Below are 16,706 nucleotides of genomic sequence, written 5' to 3' on the forward strand. Positions count from 1 at the left end.
ATCTAATTAATTATTCAAAAAAATTTCGATAAAATTTTATATAATATGCCCTTATTGACTAATTTATGATATAATAATTAATTGACATTTTATATTTATAAATAGTATATTAAATTTATATTTTGAATTAAGCCAGGAGGAAATTATGGATAAAAATAAATTGTTTTTTATAGAAACATGGGGTTGTCAAATGAATGAAGAAGACTCCGAAAAATTATCAGGAATGCTAAAAAAAATGAATTATGAAAAAACAGAAGATAAAAACAGGGCAGATCTTATAATATTTAATACCTGCTGTGTTAGAGAAAATGCAGAGCTTAAAGTATATGGAAATTTAGGCACTCTAAAAAAACTCAAGGATAAAAATCCTAATTTAATAATTACAGTATGTGGATGCATGATGCAGCAAAAAAATATGGCAGAACATATAAAAAAGAGATTCCCATTTGTTGACATAGTAATGGGAACATATAATACTCAAATGTTTCCCAATTATTTAAAAAAGGTTGAAAATGAGAGAACATCTGTAGTTGAAATATGGGATAAGGAGGAAGGCATTACAGAGGGCACTCCTATAGATAGGGTTTATGATATTAAGGCTTTTGTAACTATTATGTATGGATGTAATAACTTTTGTTCATATTGTATAGTCCCATATGTAAGGGGAAGAGAAAGAAGCAGAAATCCTGAAGATATAGAAAAAGAAATAAAAAATTTAGTTGAACAAGGTTATAAGGAAATAACACTTTTAGGTCAAAATGTGAATTCTTATGGTAAAGGCTTAGAAGAAGAAATTAATTTTGCAGACCTTCTAAGGAGACTTAATAAAATTGACGGAATTTCAAGGATAAGGTTTATGACATCACATCCTAAGGATTTAACTGATGATGTTATAAAAGCAGTTGCTGAATGTGATAAGGTATGTGAACATATTCATCTTCCAGTTCAATCTGGTTCTTCACGTATACTAAAAAAAATGAATAGACATTATACTAGAGAGGATTATATATCACTTGTAAATAAAATAAAGAGCGGAGTAAAAGATGCAGCTATAACCACGGATATTATAGTTGGTTTTCCAGGAGAAACAGAAGAAGACTTTGAGGATACTTTAAGTCTTGTAAAGACAGTAGAATATGATTCAGCATTTACCTTCTTATATTCTATGAGGGAAGGTACCCCCGCTGCAAAATATGAAGATCAAATTTCAGATGATATTAAGCATGAAAGATTTAATAGACTTTTAGAAACTGTTAATTCCATAAGTGAAAAGAAAAACAAAGAATATGAAGGAAAAACTGTTGAGGTTTTAATAGAAGGAAAAAGTAAGAACGATGAAAGTAAATTAATGGGAAGAACCAGGACTGGAAAACTTGTTAATTTTGCAGGATCTATTGACGATATAGGTAAACTTAAAAATATAAAAATAACAAAAGCTCATGCTTTTTCATTATCTGGCGAAGAAGTCTAATAAATGTGATCGTCACACTAATAATTATTTAGTGGGGCTGTTGCACTAAATATAAATATTGCGAACTATATTAAGAAAAATTAAGAATGAATGATGATTTTCCGCCGCTTTGCTATGGAAAATCTACAATTTAGAAAAGAATATTTGCACTGGTGGAAATAGAGGTAGTTATAAGTTTATAAGTTTTTCGTAGTGGAACGAAGAAAAAGCTACCATCATTCTTAATTCTTAATTTTTTTCCGCTTTTGCTTCGCAATATTTATAAACTACGAAGTATTAACTTTTAGTAAAACAGTCATAATTATTTACATAGGATTGAGGGATGATTAATTATGGGCATATCACCTATGATGCAGCAATATTTAAATATTAAAGAAAATTATAAAGATTGTATTCTATTTTTTAGAGTTGGCGATTTCTATGAAATGTTTTTTGATGATGCAGAAACCGCTTCGAGAGAATTAGAACTTGTTCTTACAGGTAAAGACTGCGGGCTTAAGGATAGGGCTCCCATGTGTGGTATACCACATCATGCTTATGCTATTTACGCAAGTAAGCTTATTTGTAAGGGCTATAAAGTTGCAATAGCAGAGCAGATGGAAGATCCAGCACTAGCTAAAGGGCTTGTAAAAAGAGATGTTATAAAAGTACTTACACCTGGAACTTATACGGATTCTTCTTTTCTTGAGGATACAAAAAATAACTACATAATGTCATTATTTGTAGATAGTAAAAATACAGCAATGTGCTTTGCAGATATATCTACAGGTGAATTTAATTGTACTGAAACTGAATTTGATTTTGAAGTTATACTAAATGAAATATCAAAGTTTGCACCAAAAGAAATAATCATTCAGGAAAGCATAAATGATAAACTCATAGATAAAATAAAGGAAAGATTTAGTATTGTTTATAACAAGTTCAATGATGACTATTTTGAAGAGTATAAAAATCAAAATTTAAAAGCACAATTTTCAAATTTCGAGGATGTTACAATGACAGATACTCTTAAAAATTGTGCCAATGGACTTATAAGATATATAGTTGATACTCAAAAAACTGCACTTACACATATTGATGAAATTCAAAAATACGAAATACTTGATTTTTTAAGTATAGACATAAATTCAAGAAGAAACTTGGAGCTTACAGAAACTTTAAAAGATAAGAGTAAAAAAGGTTCTCTTCTTTGGGTGCTTGATAAAACCAGTACAGCAATGGGTGGTAGACAAATTAGACGGTGGATAGATAGACCTTTAATAGATAAAGCCAAAATAGATTTAAGACTTAATGCAGTGGAAGAAATGCTGAATAACATATCCACTAGTGAAGATTTAAAGGAATTACTCAAACAAGTATATGATATAGAAAGACTTGCTGGAAAAATATCAGGTAAAAGTGTAAATGCCAAGGAAATGATATCCCTTAGAGGATCTATTGAAAAATTACCTCAAATAAAAAAAATTATAAAAACTTTTAAGTCAAAACTTTTGGTGAAAATGGAAGATAATCTTGATGATCTCAGCGATATATACGAACTTTTATCTAAATCTATAAATGACAATCCAGCTTTATCCATAAAAGAGGGTAATATAATAAAGGATGGTTATAATAAAGAAATAGATGAACTAAGATTAGCCAAGTCTCATGGAAAAGAGTGGATAGCAACTTTAGAAAACTCTGAAAGAGAAATAACTGGGATAAAGTCATTAAAGGTTAGTTACAATAAAGTTTTTGGATATTATATAGAAGTAACTAAATCAAATCTAGATTTAGTGCCAGAAGGAAGGTATATAAGAAAGCAAACTTTAACTAATAGTGAGCGATATATAACACCTGAACTTAAAGAAATGGAAGAAAAAATACTTGGAGCTGAAGAAAAATTAGTACTTTTAGAATATAAAATGTTTACCGAAATAAGAGATAAAGTAGAAGAACAAATTGATAGAATAAAAGCTAGTGCTAGAATTTTAGCGGAGCTTGATTGCATATCTTCATTTGCTGAAGTAGCCAGGGAAAATAATTATTGCAAGCCACTAATTAAAATTGATGGTAACATTGATATAAAAGATGGGAGACATCCAGTTGTTGAAAAAGTTATTTCAAATGGAAATTTTGTAGCCAATGATACTTCAATAAACAATACAGATAATGTAATGATGCTTATAACAGGACCTAATATGGCCGGAAAATCCACATATATGCGTCAGGTTGCTCTTATTGTACTCATGGCACAGATAGGAAGCTTTGTACCTGCAAGTTCTGCTGAGATTTCAATTTGTGATAAAATTTTCACAAGAATAGGAGCTTCTGATGATTTAAATGCAGGCAAAAGTACTTTTATGGTGGAAATGTGGGAAGTATCAAATATACTTAAGAATGCTACTAAAAACAGTCTTATACTTCTAGATGAGGTAGGTCGTGGAACAAGTACTTATGACGGTTTAAGCATAGCGTGGGCAGTTATAGAGTACATATGCAAAAATAAGAATTTAAAATGCAAAACACTCTTTGCTACTCATTATCATGAACTTACAAGCCTTGAAGGAAAAATAAGCGGATTAAAAAATTATTCTATTGCAGTAAAAAAAGTCAATGACGATATAATTTTCTTGAGAAAAATAATTCCCAAGGGTGCTGATGAATCTTATGGTATAGAGGTTGCGAAGATTGCAGGATTACCGGAAGAAGTTTTAACTAGGGCAAGGGAAATATTAAAAGACTTAGAAAGCAAAAATAGGAATAACAAAGATAAAAAATTAAAAAAAGCAGAAAAGTATGAGGAAGAAGCAGCCGTAGCCCTTGAAAAGCCAAAGGAAAATTATCAAATTGATTTTAATTATATTGAAAAAGAAAATATACTAAATGAACTTAAAGAAACAGAAATTGTAGAAATGAACCCTATAGAATGTATGAATAAGCTTTACGAATTTATAAAACGCGCTAAAAATCTGTAGTAAAGCATTTTCTAAGGAGGTGGAATTTTGAGGATAAATGTTTTAAGTGAAGATACCTCGAACAAAATAGCTGCAGGAGAAGTAGTAGAAAGACCGGCATCTGTTGTTAAAGAACTGGTAGAAAACAGTATTGATGCAGGAGCTAAGACTATAAATATAGAGATAGAAAACGGCGGAAGAACATTAATTAAAATATTAGATGATGGAAGCGGAATATATAAAGATGATATTGAAAAGGCCTTTATGCCTCATGCAACAAGTAAAATTTCAAAAATTCAAGATATATATGCTATAAATACATTAGGATTTAGGGGAGAAGCACTCCCAAGTATTGCTGCTGTATCTAAAACTATATTAAAATCCAGAACTAAGGATAATGAATTTGGCAGAGAAATATCTATAAGCGGTGGAAACATTGATTATATAAAAGATTGCGGAACTAATATAGGAACTAATATAGAGGTTAGGGACTTATTTTATAATGTGCCTGCTAGAGCAAAATTTTTAAAATCTCCAGCTAAAGAAGCTGCATCTATATCTGACATAGTAAATAGACTAGCTTTAGCTCATAATGAAATTTCATTTAGACTTGTTAATAACGGTAAAAGAGCAGTTACAACATATTCTTCTGATAATTTATTAGATACTATAAGGGCTATATATGGCAAGAAAATCTGTGACAATGTCATAAGCTTTGAACGCCATACAGATTTGGCATCTGTGCATGGTTACGTTGGAAATGCAGAAATAAGCCGTGGAAGCAGGAATAATCAAAGTATATTTATAAATAGACGATATATAAAAAATAAGCTTATAACTGCTGCAGTTGAAAACGCTGTTAAATCCTTTATGATGATAAATAAGTTCCCTTTCTTTGTAATATTTCTTGATATGTTTCCTGAATTTGTAGATGTAAATGTGCATCCTACAAAATCCGAGGTAAAATTTCAAAATGAAAGAGAAATATTTAAAATTGTTTTTGACACTGTGCATGAGGGGATTAAAAACAGTATAAAAGACTCTTTTCATGTAGAAGCTTTAAAGGAAGAAGAACATAAACTTGATGAAATTAAAGATGATTTAAATACAAAAACTGATGCTGAAAGGCCCAAAGTATCAGTGCAGATACCAATTGACTTACAAAATCATGAAAGTTATGCTGAAAGCAAGCCCAAAGCTCCTGCCTATGTTCAGGATAGCAAATTCAAGAAAATACACCAAAAGGATATAATTAAAGAAGTTTTACCAGATGACGAAAATTATGATATAATTAAAAAGACACCAAAATTTCCGTATATTAGATTAATAGGACAATTTAATAATACATACATTTTAGGTGAAAGTAATGATGAGCTATATATAATAGATCAGCATGCTGCTCATGAAAAAATAATATTTGAGAAGTACAGAGATAAAATTAAAAATGGCAATGTAGTATCTCAAATATTGATTACACCTGCTGTAGTAGAGCTTATACCAGAGGATTTTATATATTATGATGAAAATAAAGAGGTTTTTGAGAAAGCTGGTTTTACCATTGAACTTTTTGGCGAAAATACAGTTGCTATTAAAGAAGTTCCTTTGTTTTTAGGAAAACCTCACGTAAAAGATTTATTTTTAGAAATAATAGATAATTTAAAAAATATGGGAAAAGGCGAAACAGTAGATGTAAAATACAGGAGTATTGCAACAGCAGCCTGTAAAGCAGCAGTAAAAGCGTATCATGAACTTACTATGGAAGAAATGAAGGCACTTATAGATGATTTGAGATTTGCTGATGATCCATTTAATTGTCCTCATGGAAGACCAACTATTGTAAAGTTAACTGTAACTGATTTTGAAAAGAAATTTAAAAGAATTCAATAATAAACTGAGATTGAGGATGAATTTTGTATGGATGATTTGCTCATTATAGCAGGACCTACTGCCGTAGGAAAAACTGATATATCTATAAAAGTTGCGGAGAAAATAGGCGGAGAAATAATATCTGCTGATTCAATGCAGATATATAAATATATGGATATAGGTTCTGCTAAAATAAGAAAAGATGAAATGAAGGGCATTAAACATCATTTAATAGATGTAGTAGAACCAAATGAGGATTTCAGTGTTGCTAAATTTAAAGATATTGCGCAAGAAACTATTAATGATATAAAAGATAGAAAAAAGTATCCTATGCTTGTTGGGGGTACGGGATTATATATAAATTCTATAATATGTAATTATGATTTCACAGGAGTTTACAAGGATTGCGAATACAGGTCTTATTTAAAAAAACTTGCTGATGAAAAAGGAAAAGAATATGTGCATGAAATGCTTAAAGATGTTGACAATGAATCATATAAAAAATTGTATCCTAATGATCTGAAAAGAGTTATTAGAGCCCTTGAGGTTTATAAAGTTACGAACAAGACTATAAGTCAAATAAATAGTGATGTAGATTTGTATGATATACCGTACAATATTCATTATTTTGTATTAAATATGAATAGGCAAAAGCTTTATGAAAGAATAAATTTAAGGGTAGATAAAATGATTGAAAAAGGTCTTGTTCGCGAAGTTATAAAATTGAGGGATATGGGATATAATTCAAATATGCAGTCAATGAAGGGAATAGGTTATAAGGAAATACTTTCTTATCTTGACGGTAATATCACACTTAATGAAGCTGTAGAACTTATTAAAAAGGGAAGCAGGCATTATGCCAAAAGACAGCTTACATGGTTTAGAAAAGACAAAAGGGCAGTGTGGTTAGACAAAGATATGTATAAAAATGATGATGAGGTAGTTTTTAAAATTCTATCTTCTATAAAAGAAAATTAAAGGATTTTAAAATTTTTTATAGAATACTAATTAGGTAAAATAAACGGAGGGTGAGTACCATGAATAACAAGTCAACGAACAATTTGCAGGATATATTTTTAAATAGTGCAAGAAAAAATAAGGTGCCTGTTGCAATTCATTTGACAAACGGATTTCAATTAAGAGGTAATGTTAAAGGATTTGATAATTTTACTGTAATACTTGATAGTGATGGAAAACAGATGATGATATATAAACATGCGGTATCTACTGTAACTCCTTTGAGACCAATGACATTTAGTCAAGATCAACATGATGAAGAATAAAATAGATGAGAAAAGTAGGCAAAGTTTTTGCCTATTTTTTTAGGTAAAAATAAATTAGTTTTTATTTATCAGGAGGTTTATAAAATTTATGCTAGAAATTACACGAAAAACACTTATGGATGAATACGGAATAACTAAAGAGGTATTTGATTTGTATGAAAGAGCTCTTAATGATGTTGAGGGTGAATTTAAGTATTATAATGAAATTAGAGAATATAATCAGCTCAAAGTTTTAAAAGCTTTTAAAAAAGCGAGAATAAGTGAATCACATTTTACATATTCAAGTGGATATGGATATAATGATATAGGTAGAGATTCCTTAGATAAAGTATATGCGGATATATTTCATACGGAGAGTGCTTTTGTAAGACCACATTTTGTCAACGGAACGCATGCAATAGGAGCTGCCTTATTTGGCAACTTAAGGCCCGGAGATACAATGATATCTATATGTGGTATGCCATATGATACTCTACATGATATAATTGGTATAGGAGATTCTAAAAAAGTAGGATCACTTAAGGAATATGGGGTAAATCATAAGATAGTTGACCTTAAAAATGGTAAAATAGATGTGGAAACCGTTAAAAGAGAGCTTAAAGAGGATAAAAGCATAAAATTAGTTCATATTCAACGTTCTACAGGTTATGGATGGAGAAAATCCTTAAGTATAAAAGAGATGTCTGAAATAATTAAAGCTATAAGAACAGTTAATGAAAATGTAATAGTCTTTGTTGACAATTGTTATGGTGAATTTGTAGAAGATAAAGAACCTACAGATGTTGGTGCAGATATTATAGCAGGATCTTTAATTAAGAATATTGGTGGAGGAATAGCTACAACTGGAGGATATATAGCTGGAAAAAAAGAATATGTAGAGCAAGCAACCTATAGGGTTACAGTGCCTGGAATAGGGGGAGAGTGCGGCTCAACTTTCGGAGTTATGAGACAGTTCTATGAAGGCCTATTTATGGCACCTCATGTGGCAATTGAAGCTGTTAAAGGTGCAGTATTCTGTGCAAGAATAATGGAGCTTTGTGGCTTTGATGTTCTTCCTAAGTATAACGATAGAAGAACTGATATAATACAAGCTATTAAGTTTAATGATGAGAAAAAATTGATTGATTTTATAAAAGGAATACAGTATGCATCTCCAGTTGATTCATTTGTAGAGTGTGAACCATGGGATATGCCTGGATATGAGGATAAAGTAATAATGGCAGCTGGTACTTTTGTCCAAGGAGCATCTATAGAATTATCAGCTGATGCGCCTATAAGAAAACCATTCATAGGATATTTGCAGGGTGGACTCAATTTTGATCATGCAAAGCTTGGAATACTTGTAGCACTTTCTAATTTAATGAAAAAATCATATAAATAGAAAATAAGCTGTTTCAAAGTTGAAACAGCTTATTTTAATATCTTCTATAAATACCAGCTAATTTTCCGAGTATTTCACAGCTATTCACTATAATTGGATCCATAGTATGATTTTCTGGTTGGAGTCTTATTTTATCTTTTTCTTTAAAAAACCTTTTTATTGTAGCATCATTTTCTATTAAAGCTACAACAATATCGCCATTTTGAGCATAATTTGTTTTTTCTATTATAGCTAAATCACCATCATAAATTCCAGCTTCAATCATGCTGCTGCCGCTTATTTTTAATATGAAAAGTTCATTATTATTTCTTACAAAATTCAAAGGAATGGTAAGATAATCTTCTATATTTTCTACAGCAAGAATTGGCTGACCAGCTTGAACTTTACCCACTATTGGAATATCAATCATTTCTCTTTTAGATACAGGATCTCTTAATAGTTCTATAGCCCTAGGTTTTGTAGGATCACGTTTTATAAGTCCTTTTTTCTCTAACCTTGAAAGATGGCCATGAACAGTTGAAGTTGAACTTAAACCCACCTGCTTACAGATTTCTCTAACTGAAGGAGGATAACCTTTATTGATAACTTCAGATCTAATAAAGTCGTATATTTCTGATTGAACATCACGTTTTGTTTCTTTTGACATTAGTCACACCTCTAATTAAGACGTTATAATTACTTAAAAAAATTATATCATATAAGGGTAATACATGCAAACTTATGTTCTATAAAATATATATACGTAGGATAATCATGGTAAAAAAATAGGGCTTTAGATGCTATGTTGATATTTATTTCGTTTTCTGTTATAATAAAATTTACTATTTAGAACAAGTAAAGAAGGGTTAAATATATGAAAAAGATGTGTGTCCTTGATGAAAATAAAGTTTGCGATAATTGTGGTGAATGTGATAGATGCGATTTAAATCCGGAAAAAATTTGTGATAATTGTGGCAAATGCCTTAATCCTAATAATGCTAACACAAGATCTATACTGGTTGACAATGTAATACCAGACGATGATAACATTAATGAAGCAAAAGATAGTGATGACAGTAACGAAATTCTTCATGATTATGATGACGATTATGTTAAAGACGAGAACGATGATTATGATGAACCAGAAATTGATTTTATAAATGATGTGGATGGCTTAAATGAAATATTGAATGATGAAGAGAAGAGAAAAAAATTTATAAACGAAGCTTTTCCAGGATTTTTGACTTTGCGTAAAGATAAATTTAATAAATAACTTAATTTTAATAAGTAAAGAGGGCATAACTCTGCTAAAATCAGCAAAGTTATGCCCTTAAGTAATTGTATAGTGAGATTAGTTTACATAATACATGTTATGTAATTTCTAAATATTATTAAGTGGATTTGATTTTACAGCTTCTCGTAAATTTTCATCGTCAACATGCGTATATATTTGAGTGGTAGACACACTTTCGTGGCCAAGAATTTGTTGAAGGCTTCTTATATCGACATTCCCATATTTGTACATGAGAGTAGCAGCTGTATGCCTTAACTTATGTGGCGTTAGCTTATTATAATCTAAGCCTGCTTTAAGAGCATATTTTTTAACCATCATTTCGATAGTTCTTTGGTTTATTCTTGATAATTTTCTACTTATAAAAAGAGCATCTTTATCTTCAGGTTTTATTTCGGCTGCCTTTTTATTTCTAATAGGGAGATAATCATTTATTGCTTTTAAACACATATTATTTAAATAAATGGTTCGTTCTTTGTTTCCTTTACCTACAATAGTCAAAGTATCTTCTTTTATTTTAGAAATATTTATACTTACGAGCTCAGATAATCTAAGGCCACAGTTTAAAAATAAAACCATAATGCAATAATCTCTTGCTTTAAAGGCTCCGTCTATAGAATTTAAAAGTTTTTCACTTTCTTCAAGAGTTAAATATATAGGATTTCGTTTAGGAATTTTAGGAGATTCAAGCTCAACTGCTGGATTTTCTTTTAATATTTTAGCTTTACCGGAAAGATACTTAAAAAATGATTTTAAAGAGGCAACTTTTCTAGCTCTGGCATAGCTACCATTATTTCTAAATTCCTCTGTAAAACTTATAAATGCAAATAGATCTTCTAAAGTTATAGAATTCAAAAATGTATTATCTATATCATTTATAATAATATCATCGAAGTCCATATTTTTAGCTAAACCTCTATATAATTTGAGAAATCTAAAGAAAACTATTAAATCCATTTTATAATTGTAAATAGTGTTTTCAGATTTCCCCCTAATAGTTTTGAGATAGATTAAAAAGCTACTTAAAGAGTGCGGTATTTCATTATCATATACTTGCTTTAAAGAATATTTCATAAAAATCTCCTTTACTTCGTCAAATTGTTATTTTACGAATAAAATATTCTACAAAAGAGGGGTAAAATCCTTCTTTTTATAAGTAAAATTTTATATATTATTTATTTGATTGTTTATAGAGCTTAAATGAAATAAATTTGAAAACCGTTTCTGCTACAGAAAATCAAAAAACTTTTCATTCAAACATGATTTTGTACATTTAATTAAAACTATATTTAAATATTTTCACTCAAATGCGGATTAAATATTTTGGCGTAAAAACCTGTATATATTATTTAGGTTTTTACTACTTCTCACCTTTTTTATTGATAATCAAGTGATATGCATTATCAGTTATATCGCTGAGGGAGTTGAATTTAGCTGGAAATTATATAATATATTCTGCATGTACTAAATATAAATTTCAAATTACTCATAATAAAATATATAATGCATTAGCGAAATCTTTTTTCATTTTTAAATCTTACTCCTAATTTCTCATTTTCACCCATTATATATTCAAAATCAATAGATTCTAAATAACGATCAGCAACCTTGAAAATATAACCTCCTCTGCAGCAAAAACCAATAATGTATTTTTATATCGTTCAAATAACTATCACCTGCATCTTGAATTTCATACATTAAATCCAAACTACTTTTTCAAGCGAATCATAATTGCATTAAATAAGTTACTTGTACGTGTGCCAAGTTATCGTCAGTATGCTGGGTTCCATAAAAAGCCTCAAATTAAATCCGAGGCTATAAAAATAATATTTCTTTTTACCAAAGTATGAAAAATAACTTTAATCACTAATAAATATTTCACTTTTCATATATGCAGCAAATTTTTTTGCCAAATCTTTATCTAATAACAAATCTTCATCATCACAATAATTTTTCAAGGCTGATTTTACTATCGGAATATAAATTTTGGGTATATTTTCTATTCCCCATTCCCCTCCCTGCTCTTTGGAAAGGATGAGATCATTTTTAATAAATGCACATACTCGACATAGGTTAAGAATGACATATACCGGATTTTTCTCAATATCATCTTCTGAATCAGCTATATCAGATTTAATACTATCAAGGTAATAAGCCTTGTTGACCTCTCCAAAGACAGAAGCAATATCTTTTCCATACAATACAACTCCAACTGCTTTAGTAACAATGAAATGAGCTGCCAGATCTTTATCTGTTCCATTCATATCTGCACAATATTGTGTTAGATCATTTTTGCATTTCTGTATATGAGCATTAGAAAAATGTAATTCAAATGGAGTTGGATATATAAATTTATTACAATGCCTTTCTAACACTACACTCATTTCAAATCCCTTTTTTGTGGTTTGATTTTCTAAGTTAAGTAAGGTTTGAATCATATCTACTTTTTCCTGCAAAGATGGTACTTTATTTGTAACAACCAGGAAATCTATATCACTTTTATTCCAGTTAAAACATCCGAATGCAATAGAACCATGCACATATATCCCTACTAGATTATTTCCAAGTATATGCCTATAAGCTTTAACAATTTTATTTAACACACTTTTATAATCCATAATTGCTTACTTCTTTCTGCAATACAAAGTATATTTACTACAGGGATCTTTACTCTTCTTACAATTCATACGGTGTTTCCTGATATACATAATAATTAAGCCAGTTTGAAAATAGTAAATTAGCATGACCTCTCCATGTAATTTTAGGACCTTTAGCCGGATCATCATCCTTAAAATAATTTTTAGGAATTTTTATATCAAGACCTTGATTTTTGTCACGGACATATTCCGAATTTAAGGTATCCCTATCGTATTCAGAATGCCCCATTACAAATATCTGCTTGCCATTTTTTGAGGCAACTATATAGACACCTGCCTCTTCTGATTCCGCTAAAATATTTAAATTTTCTATCTTTTCAACGTCCTCTTTTTTTACAGTAGTATGTCTTGAGTGAGGCGCATAAAATTCATCATCAAAACCTCTTGTTAAATTTATGTTTTGCTTTGTATTTGTAATAGTATGTTTAAATACTCCAAAAAGTTTTTCTTTGAGATCATATTTAGGGATACCATAATAATGATAGAGACCAGCCTGCGCACCCCAGCATATATATATAGTAGATGTTACATTTTCAGCGGCCCAATCGAAGATTTTACATAGTTCTTCCCAGTAATCTACCTCTTCGAAAGGGAGAGTTTCAACTGGAGCACCGGTAACTATCATTCCATCAAACTTTTCGTTTTTAATATCATTAAAGGTTTCGTAAAATTTAATTAAATGCTCTTCAGATGTATTTTGAGATTTATGTGTTTTTGTATGAATAAAAGTAGGATTAACCTGAAGAGGCGAATTTCCAAGAAGGCGCAGTATCTGCGTTTCTGTAACAATTTTTGTAGGCATAAGATTTAATATAAGAATATTAAGAGGTCTTATATCCTGATGATATGCTCTATTCTCGTGCATAAAAAATATATTTTCTTCATTTAAAGTTTTTGCTGCCGGAAGATTATCGGGTATTCTTATAGGCATTTTTTTCACCATCCCATTTTTTATAAATTAGTATACAAAAATAATCCATTTCTATAAGAGAAACGGATTACTAAATTCATATTAATAAACTGTTTTTCTTATCTCTCAAAACAAACAAGTTTTGCAGGAATTAACACCGTACACTTTGCCGGTTGTTAGGTTTCACAGGGCCAGTCCCTCCACCATTCTTGATAAGAGAATTATATATTATTAACTTTTTAACAATAATTACACTATAGTACAATCTTTATTCTTTGTCAACATTGCTAAAAATTAAAAGTTCCAAATCTTTATTGTATATTTTTTTTAAATACAATATCGTTCTTTTCTATATCTATTAAAGTTTTACTACCCTTAACGAGTTTTCCAAAGAGAACCTCATCTACAAAATGCGGCTTTATTTTCTCCTGAACAACTCTCAGTATTTCTCTTGCACCATAATTTGAGTTGAGTCCTTTTTGGGCAATAAAGCTGCAGCATTTGTCTGTAATTTCAATTTCTATATGTTTTGATGTAAGTTTATGCTGGAACTCATTTAATGCCTTCTTAACAACTTTCATGGCCATATCTTCATTCATTTTATTAAATATTATTATATCATCCAATCTATTTCTAAATTCAGGTGAAAATATTTTAGAAACTTCTTTATCTATATTATCTTCTCCTACGGTTCTGTTTCCAAAACCGACTCTATTTTTGCCAATTTCAGAAGCACCGGCATTGGATGTCATTATAATGATGATATTTTTAAAATCAGCTTTTTTTCCACTGTTATCTGTAAGTGTAGCATAATCCATAACTTGTAGAAGTACATTTAAAATATCAGCATGTGCTTTTTCGATTTCATCTAAAAGAAGAACACAGTATGGATTCTTTCTTACTGCATCCGTTAAAAGACCACCCTCTTCGTATCCTACATAGCCTGGAGGAGAACCAATTAATCTTGCAACAGTATGCTTTTCTTGATACTCACTCATATCAAATCTTATTAATTTTATATTTAAAGCTTCTGCTAACTGTTTTGATATTTCAGTTTTACCTACGCCAGTCGGACCTACAAAAAGGAAACTTGCAATAGGCTTATTTTCATCGTTAAAACCGGCGCTGGATCTTTTGATAGCTTCAACTATAGAACTTACAGCTTCATCCTGTCCGAATATTTTACTTTTAAGATTCTTTTTAAGATTTTTAAGTCGTTCTATTTTGGTTTTTGATAAATCATTTACAGGAATACCGGACATAGTAGATATTACATTTTCAACATCTTTTACGTTTATACATATTTTTTCATCATTTTTTCTATCCATTTCAGCCGAAGCGCCGCATTCGTCTATTACATCTATTGCTTTATCAGGCAAATATCTATCATTTATGCATTTGGCTGAAAGTGAGGCAGCGGCCTTTAATGCTGTATTAGTGTATCGAACATTGTGGAACTCTTCATATTTATCTTTAATACCAATAAGTATATTGTAAGTCTCATCTATTGAAGGTTCTCTAACATCTATTTTTTGAAATCTTCTAGATAGAGCCCTATCCTTATCAAATATTTTTTTATATTCATCATAAGTTGTTGAACCTATAAATTTAATTTTACCGTCGGTAAAGTACGGTTTCAATATATTTGCGGCATCAACGGTTCCGCCTGAAACGGCTCCAGCGCCTATGATTGTGTGAATTTCGTCTATATATACTATAGGCTTTTCATACTTTGAAATTTCACTTAATACATTTTTTATTCTTTCTTCAAAGTCACCTCTATATTTGGTTCCTGCAACCATTGTTCCCATATTTAATGTATATATTCTACTGCCTTTTAACATATTAGGAACATTGCCTTTAGCTATTAAGTTTGCAAGCCCTTCGGTTATAGCAGTTTTTCCAACACCAGGTTCCCCTACGTGAATTGGATTGTTTTTTCTCCTTCTGCATAGAACCTGAAGTGTTTTCTTTAAAATGTCTTGCCTGCCTATAACAGGATCAATAAGACCTTTTTCTGCTTTTTCAGTAATATCTTCTGTATATTTTTCCACCACAGAAGTTTCATCTTCGTGGTAATCATCAAATAAATATTCGTTTTCAATTAAAGGCTCTATGTTTTCTTCCTCTTCGTCATCATTAACAGTGGATATGCCATGTGTAATATAATTTAATAGCTTCAATCTTGTAATACCCTGCTTCTTTAAATAATAGCTGCCGAAGGATGAACTATCATCAAATATTGCTACATATATATCTCCAATTGTAACAGAATCTTTTTCAGATGATAATACGTGTTTTGCTGCATCATTTATTACATTTTCAACTCCAACAGTTTGGGTAGGCTCTCCTGAATCAAGCTTTTCTACATTCTTTGTAAAATATTGCTCTAACTGCCGCTTTAACTTTTCTACAGAACCACCTGTATTTTTTATTATATTTATTCCCGCATCATAGAATAATGAAGCATATAAAATGTGCTCTGGTGTAAAGTATTTATGCATATCAAATTTTGCTTCACTATATGCTGCTGTAATAATTTCATTTACAATCTCATCTAATTTCAACACTCATACCTCCCTCATAGTCAATTTCAATGGATATCCATTTTCATAAGCTGATTCTTTAACCTCATTTATCTTTGTTGCTGCAATGTCATATGGATAAATTCCTGCGATACCAGATCCATTTTTATGAACATCAAAAGTTATTTTAACTGCATTTGCAGGAACTTTATTGAATATATTGATGAGGATTTCAATTACAAACTCCATTGTAGTATAATCGTCATTATGTAGTATTACTTTATACATTTTTGGCTTTTTAATGTTAAATTTTATATTTTCTTTCAAAGAAGTTTTAAAAGACATAATCTATACAACTCCAATTATAAATTATCTTATTTAAATTATAATATATATTATAACATCTT

Annotated in this window: 13 protein-coding genes and 1 riboswitch; of the genes, 7 read left to right on the forward strand and 6 right to left on the reverse strand. The window is 30.0% G+C overall.

All coding sequences use genetic code 11. The features are described 5' to 3' along the window. Positions 1 to 145 precede the first annotated feature (145 nt). From miaB to BEE63_RS19630, 6 genes are all read left to right on the forward strand, one after another. Positions 146 to 1,471: a tRNA (N6-isopentenyl adenosine(37)-C2)-methylthiotransferase MiaB gene (gene miaB, locus BEE63_RS19605; RefSeq protein ID WP_066022991.1), complete on the forward strand. Its 1,326-nt coding sequence runs from the start codon at positions 146 to 148 to the stop codon at positions 1,469 to 1,471. Positions 1,472 to 1,803: 332 nt separating this feature from the next. Next, positions 1,804 to 4,428, forward strand: coding sequence for a DNA mismatch repair protein MutS (gene mutS / locus BEE63_RS19610; protein ID WP_066022992.1), 2,625 nt, complete (start codon positions 1,804 to 1,806; stop codon positions 4,426 to 4,428). A 27-nt stretch (positions 4,429 to 4,455) separates the two neighbouring features. After that, positions 4,456 to 6,294, forward strand: a complete 1,839-nt coding sequence (mutL, locus tag BEE63_RS19615; RefSeq protein ID WP_081312620.1) for a DNA mismatch repair endonuclease MutL — start codon at positions 4,456 to 4,458, stop codon at positions 6,292 to 6,294. 27 nt (positions 6,295 to 6,321) lie between these two features. Beyond that, positions 6,322 to 7,251, forward strand: a complete 930-nt coding sequence (gene miaA / locus BEE63_RS19620) for a tRNA (adenosine(37)-N6)-dimethylallyltransferase MiaA (protein WP_066022994.1) — start codon at positions 6,322 to 6,324, stop codon at positions 7,249 to 7,251. 59 nt (positions 7,252 to 7,310) lie between these two features. Then, positions 7,311 to 7,556, forward strand: coding sequence for an RNA chaperone Hfq (gene hfq, locus BEE63_RS19625; RefSeq protein ID WP_066022995.1), 246 nt, complete (start codon positions 7,311 to 7,313; stop codon positions 7,554 to 7,556). A gap of 88 nt (positions 7,557 to 7,644) precedes the next feature. Next, positions 7,645 to 8,937, forward strand: coding sequence for an aminotransferase class I/II-fold pyridoxal phosphate-dependent enzyme (locus tag BEE63_RS19630; protein ID WP_066022996.1), 1,293 nt, complete (start codon positions 7,645 to 7,647; stop codon positions 8,935 to 8,937). Positions 8,938 to 8,971: 34 nt separating this feature from the next. Here BEE63_RS19630 and lexA read toward each other — a convergent pair whose 3' ends face one another. Beyond that, entirely contained in the window at positions 8,972 to 9,583 is a 612-nt protein-coding gene (gene lexA / locus BEE63_RS19635; RefSeq protein WP_066022997.1) for a transcriptional repressor LexA, read from the reverse strand. Between the two features lie 207 nt (positions 9,584 to 9,790). Here lexA and BEE63_RS19640 point away from each other — a divergent pair, with 207 nt between their 5' ends. Further along, positions 9,791 to 10,189 carry a hypothetical protein gene (locus BEE63_RS19640; protein WP_066022998.1) on the forward strand — a complete coding sequence of 133 codons (399 nt, stop codon included), beginning with the start codon at positions 9,791 to 9,793 and terminating at the stop codon, positions 10,187 to 10,189. 108 nt (positions 10,190 to 10,297) lie between these two features. On the opposite strand, the gene BEE63_RS19645 is transcribed toward BEE63_RS19640, so the two are convergent. The 5 genes from BEE63_RS19645 to BEE63_RS19665 all read right to left on the reverse strand — a co-directional run bounded on the left by BEE63_RS19645 (position 10,298) and on the right by BEE63_RS19665 (position 16,644). Then, the gene (locus BEE63_RS19645; RefSeq protein WP_066022999.1) at positions 10,298 to 11,281 is read right to left on the reverse strand and encodes a tyrosine recombinase XerC; all 984 of its coding nucleotides are present in this window, start codon (positions 11,279 to 11,281) and stop codon (positions 10,298 to 10,300) included. Between the two features lie 785 nt (positions 11,282 to 12,066). Continuing rightward, on the reverse strand, positions 12,067 to 12,825 hold the full coding sequence (locus BEE63_RS19650; protein WP_066023000.1) for an aminoglycoside adenylyltransferase domain-containing protein: 759 nt from the start codon (positions 12,823 to 12,825) through the stop codon (positions 12,067 to 12,069). Between the two features lie 58 nt (positions 12,826 to 12,883). Next, the gene (metA, locus tag BEE63_RS19655) at positions 12,884 to 13,795 is read right to left on the reverse strand and encodes a homoserine O-acetyltransferase MetA (RefSeq protein ID WP_066023001.1); all 912 of its coding nucleotides are present in this window, start codon (positions 13,793 to 13,795) and stop codon (positions 12,884 to 12,886) included. A 95-nt stretch (positions 13,796 to 13,890) separates the two neighbouring features. Then, a riboswitch (SAM riboswitch) is annotated at positions 13,891 to 13,993 on the reverse strand. Between the two features lie 92 nt (positions 13,994 to 14,085). Beyond that, positions 14,086 to 16,341: an ATP-dependent Clp protease ATP-binding subunit ClpA gene (gene clpA, locus BEE63_RS19660; RefSeq protein ID WP_066023304.1), complete on the reverse strand. Its 2,256-nt coding sequence runs from the start codon at positions 16,339 to 16,341 to the stop codon at positions 14,086 to 14,088. Positions 16,342 to 16,344: 3 nt separating this feature from the next. Continuing rightward, a complete protein-coding gene (locus tag BEE63_RS19665) occupies positions 16,345 to 16,644 on the reverse strand; it encodes an ATP-dependent Clp protease adaptor ClpS (protein WP_066023002.1) in 300 nt (99 codons plus the stop codon). Positions 16,645 to 16,706 lie beyond the last annotated feature (62 nt).

It is taken from the genome of Clostridium pasteurianum, from assembly GCF_001705235.1.
GTDB lineage: Bacteria > Bacillota > Clostridia > Clostridiales > Clostridiaceae > Clostridium_S > Clostridium_S pasteurianum_A.

Bases quoted from the DNA above. Each gene is read 5' to 3' on its own strand.
- miaB (WP_066022991.1), top strand. From the start codon at position 146: ATGGATAAAAATAAATTGTTTTTTATAGAAACATGGGGTTGTCAAATG.
- mutS (WP_066022992.1), top strand. From the start codon at position 1,804: ATGGGCATATCACCTATGATGCAGCAATATTTAAATATTAAAGAAAAT.
- miaA (WP_066022994.1), top strand. From the start codon at position 6,322: ATGGATGATTTGCTCATTATAGCAGGACCTACTGCCGTAGGAAAAACT.
- hfq (WP_066022995.1), top strand. From the start codon at position 7,311: ATGAATAACAAGTCAACGAACAATTTGCAGGATATATTTTTAAATAGT.
- BEE63_RS19630 (WP_066022996.1), top strand. From the start codon at position 7,645: ATGCTAGAAATTACACGAAAAACACTTATGGATGAATACGGAATAACT.
- lexA (WP_066022997.1), bottom strand. From the start codon at position 9,583: ATGTCAAAAGAAACAAAACGTGATGTTCAATCAGAAATATACGACTTT.
- BEE63_RS19640 (WP_066022998.1), top strand. From the start codon at position 9,791: ATGAAAAAGATGTGTGTCCTTGATGAAAATAAAGTTTGCGATAATTGT.
- BEE63_RS19645 (WP_066022999.1), bottom strand. From the start codon at position 11,281: ATGAAATATTCTTTAAAGCAAGTATATGATAATGAAATACCGCACTCT.
- BEE63_RS19650 (WP_066023000.1), bottom strand. From the start codon at position 12,825: ATGGATTATAAAAGTGTGTTAAATAAAATTGTTAAAGCTTATAGGCAT.
- metA (WP_066023001.1), bottom strand. From the start codon at position 13,795: ATGCCTATAAGAATACCCGATAATCTTCCGGCAGCAAAAACTTTAAAT.
- BEE63_RS19665 (WP_066023002.1), bottom strand. From the start codon at position 16,644: ATGTCTTTTAAAACTTCTTTGAAAGAAAATATAAAATTTAACATTAAA.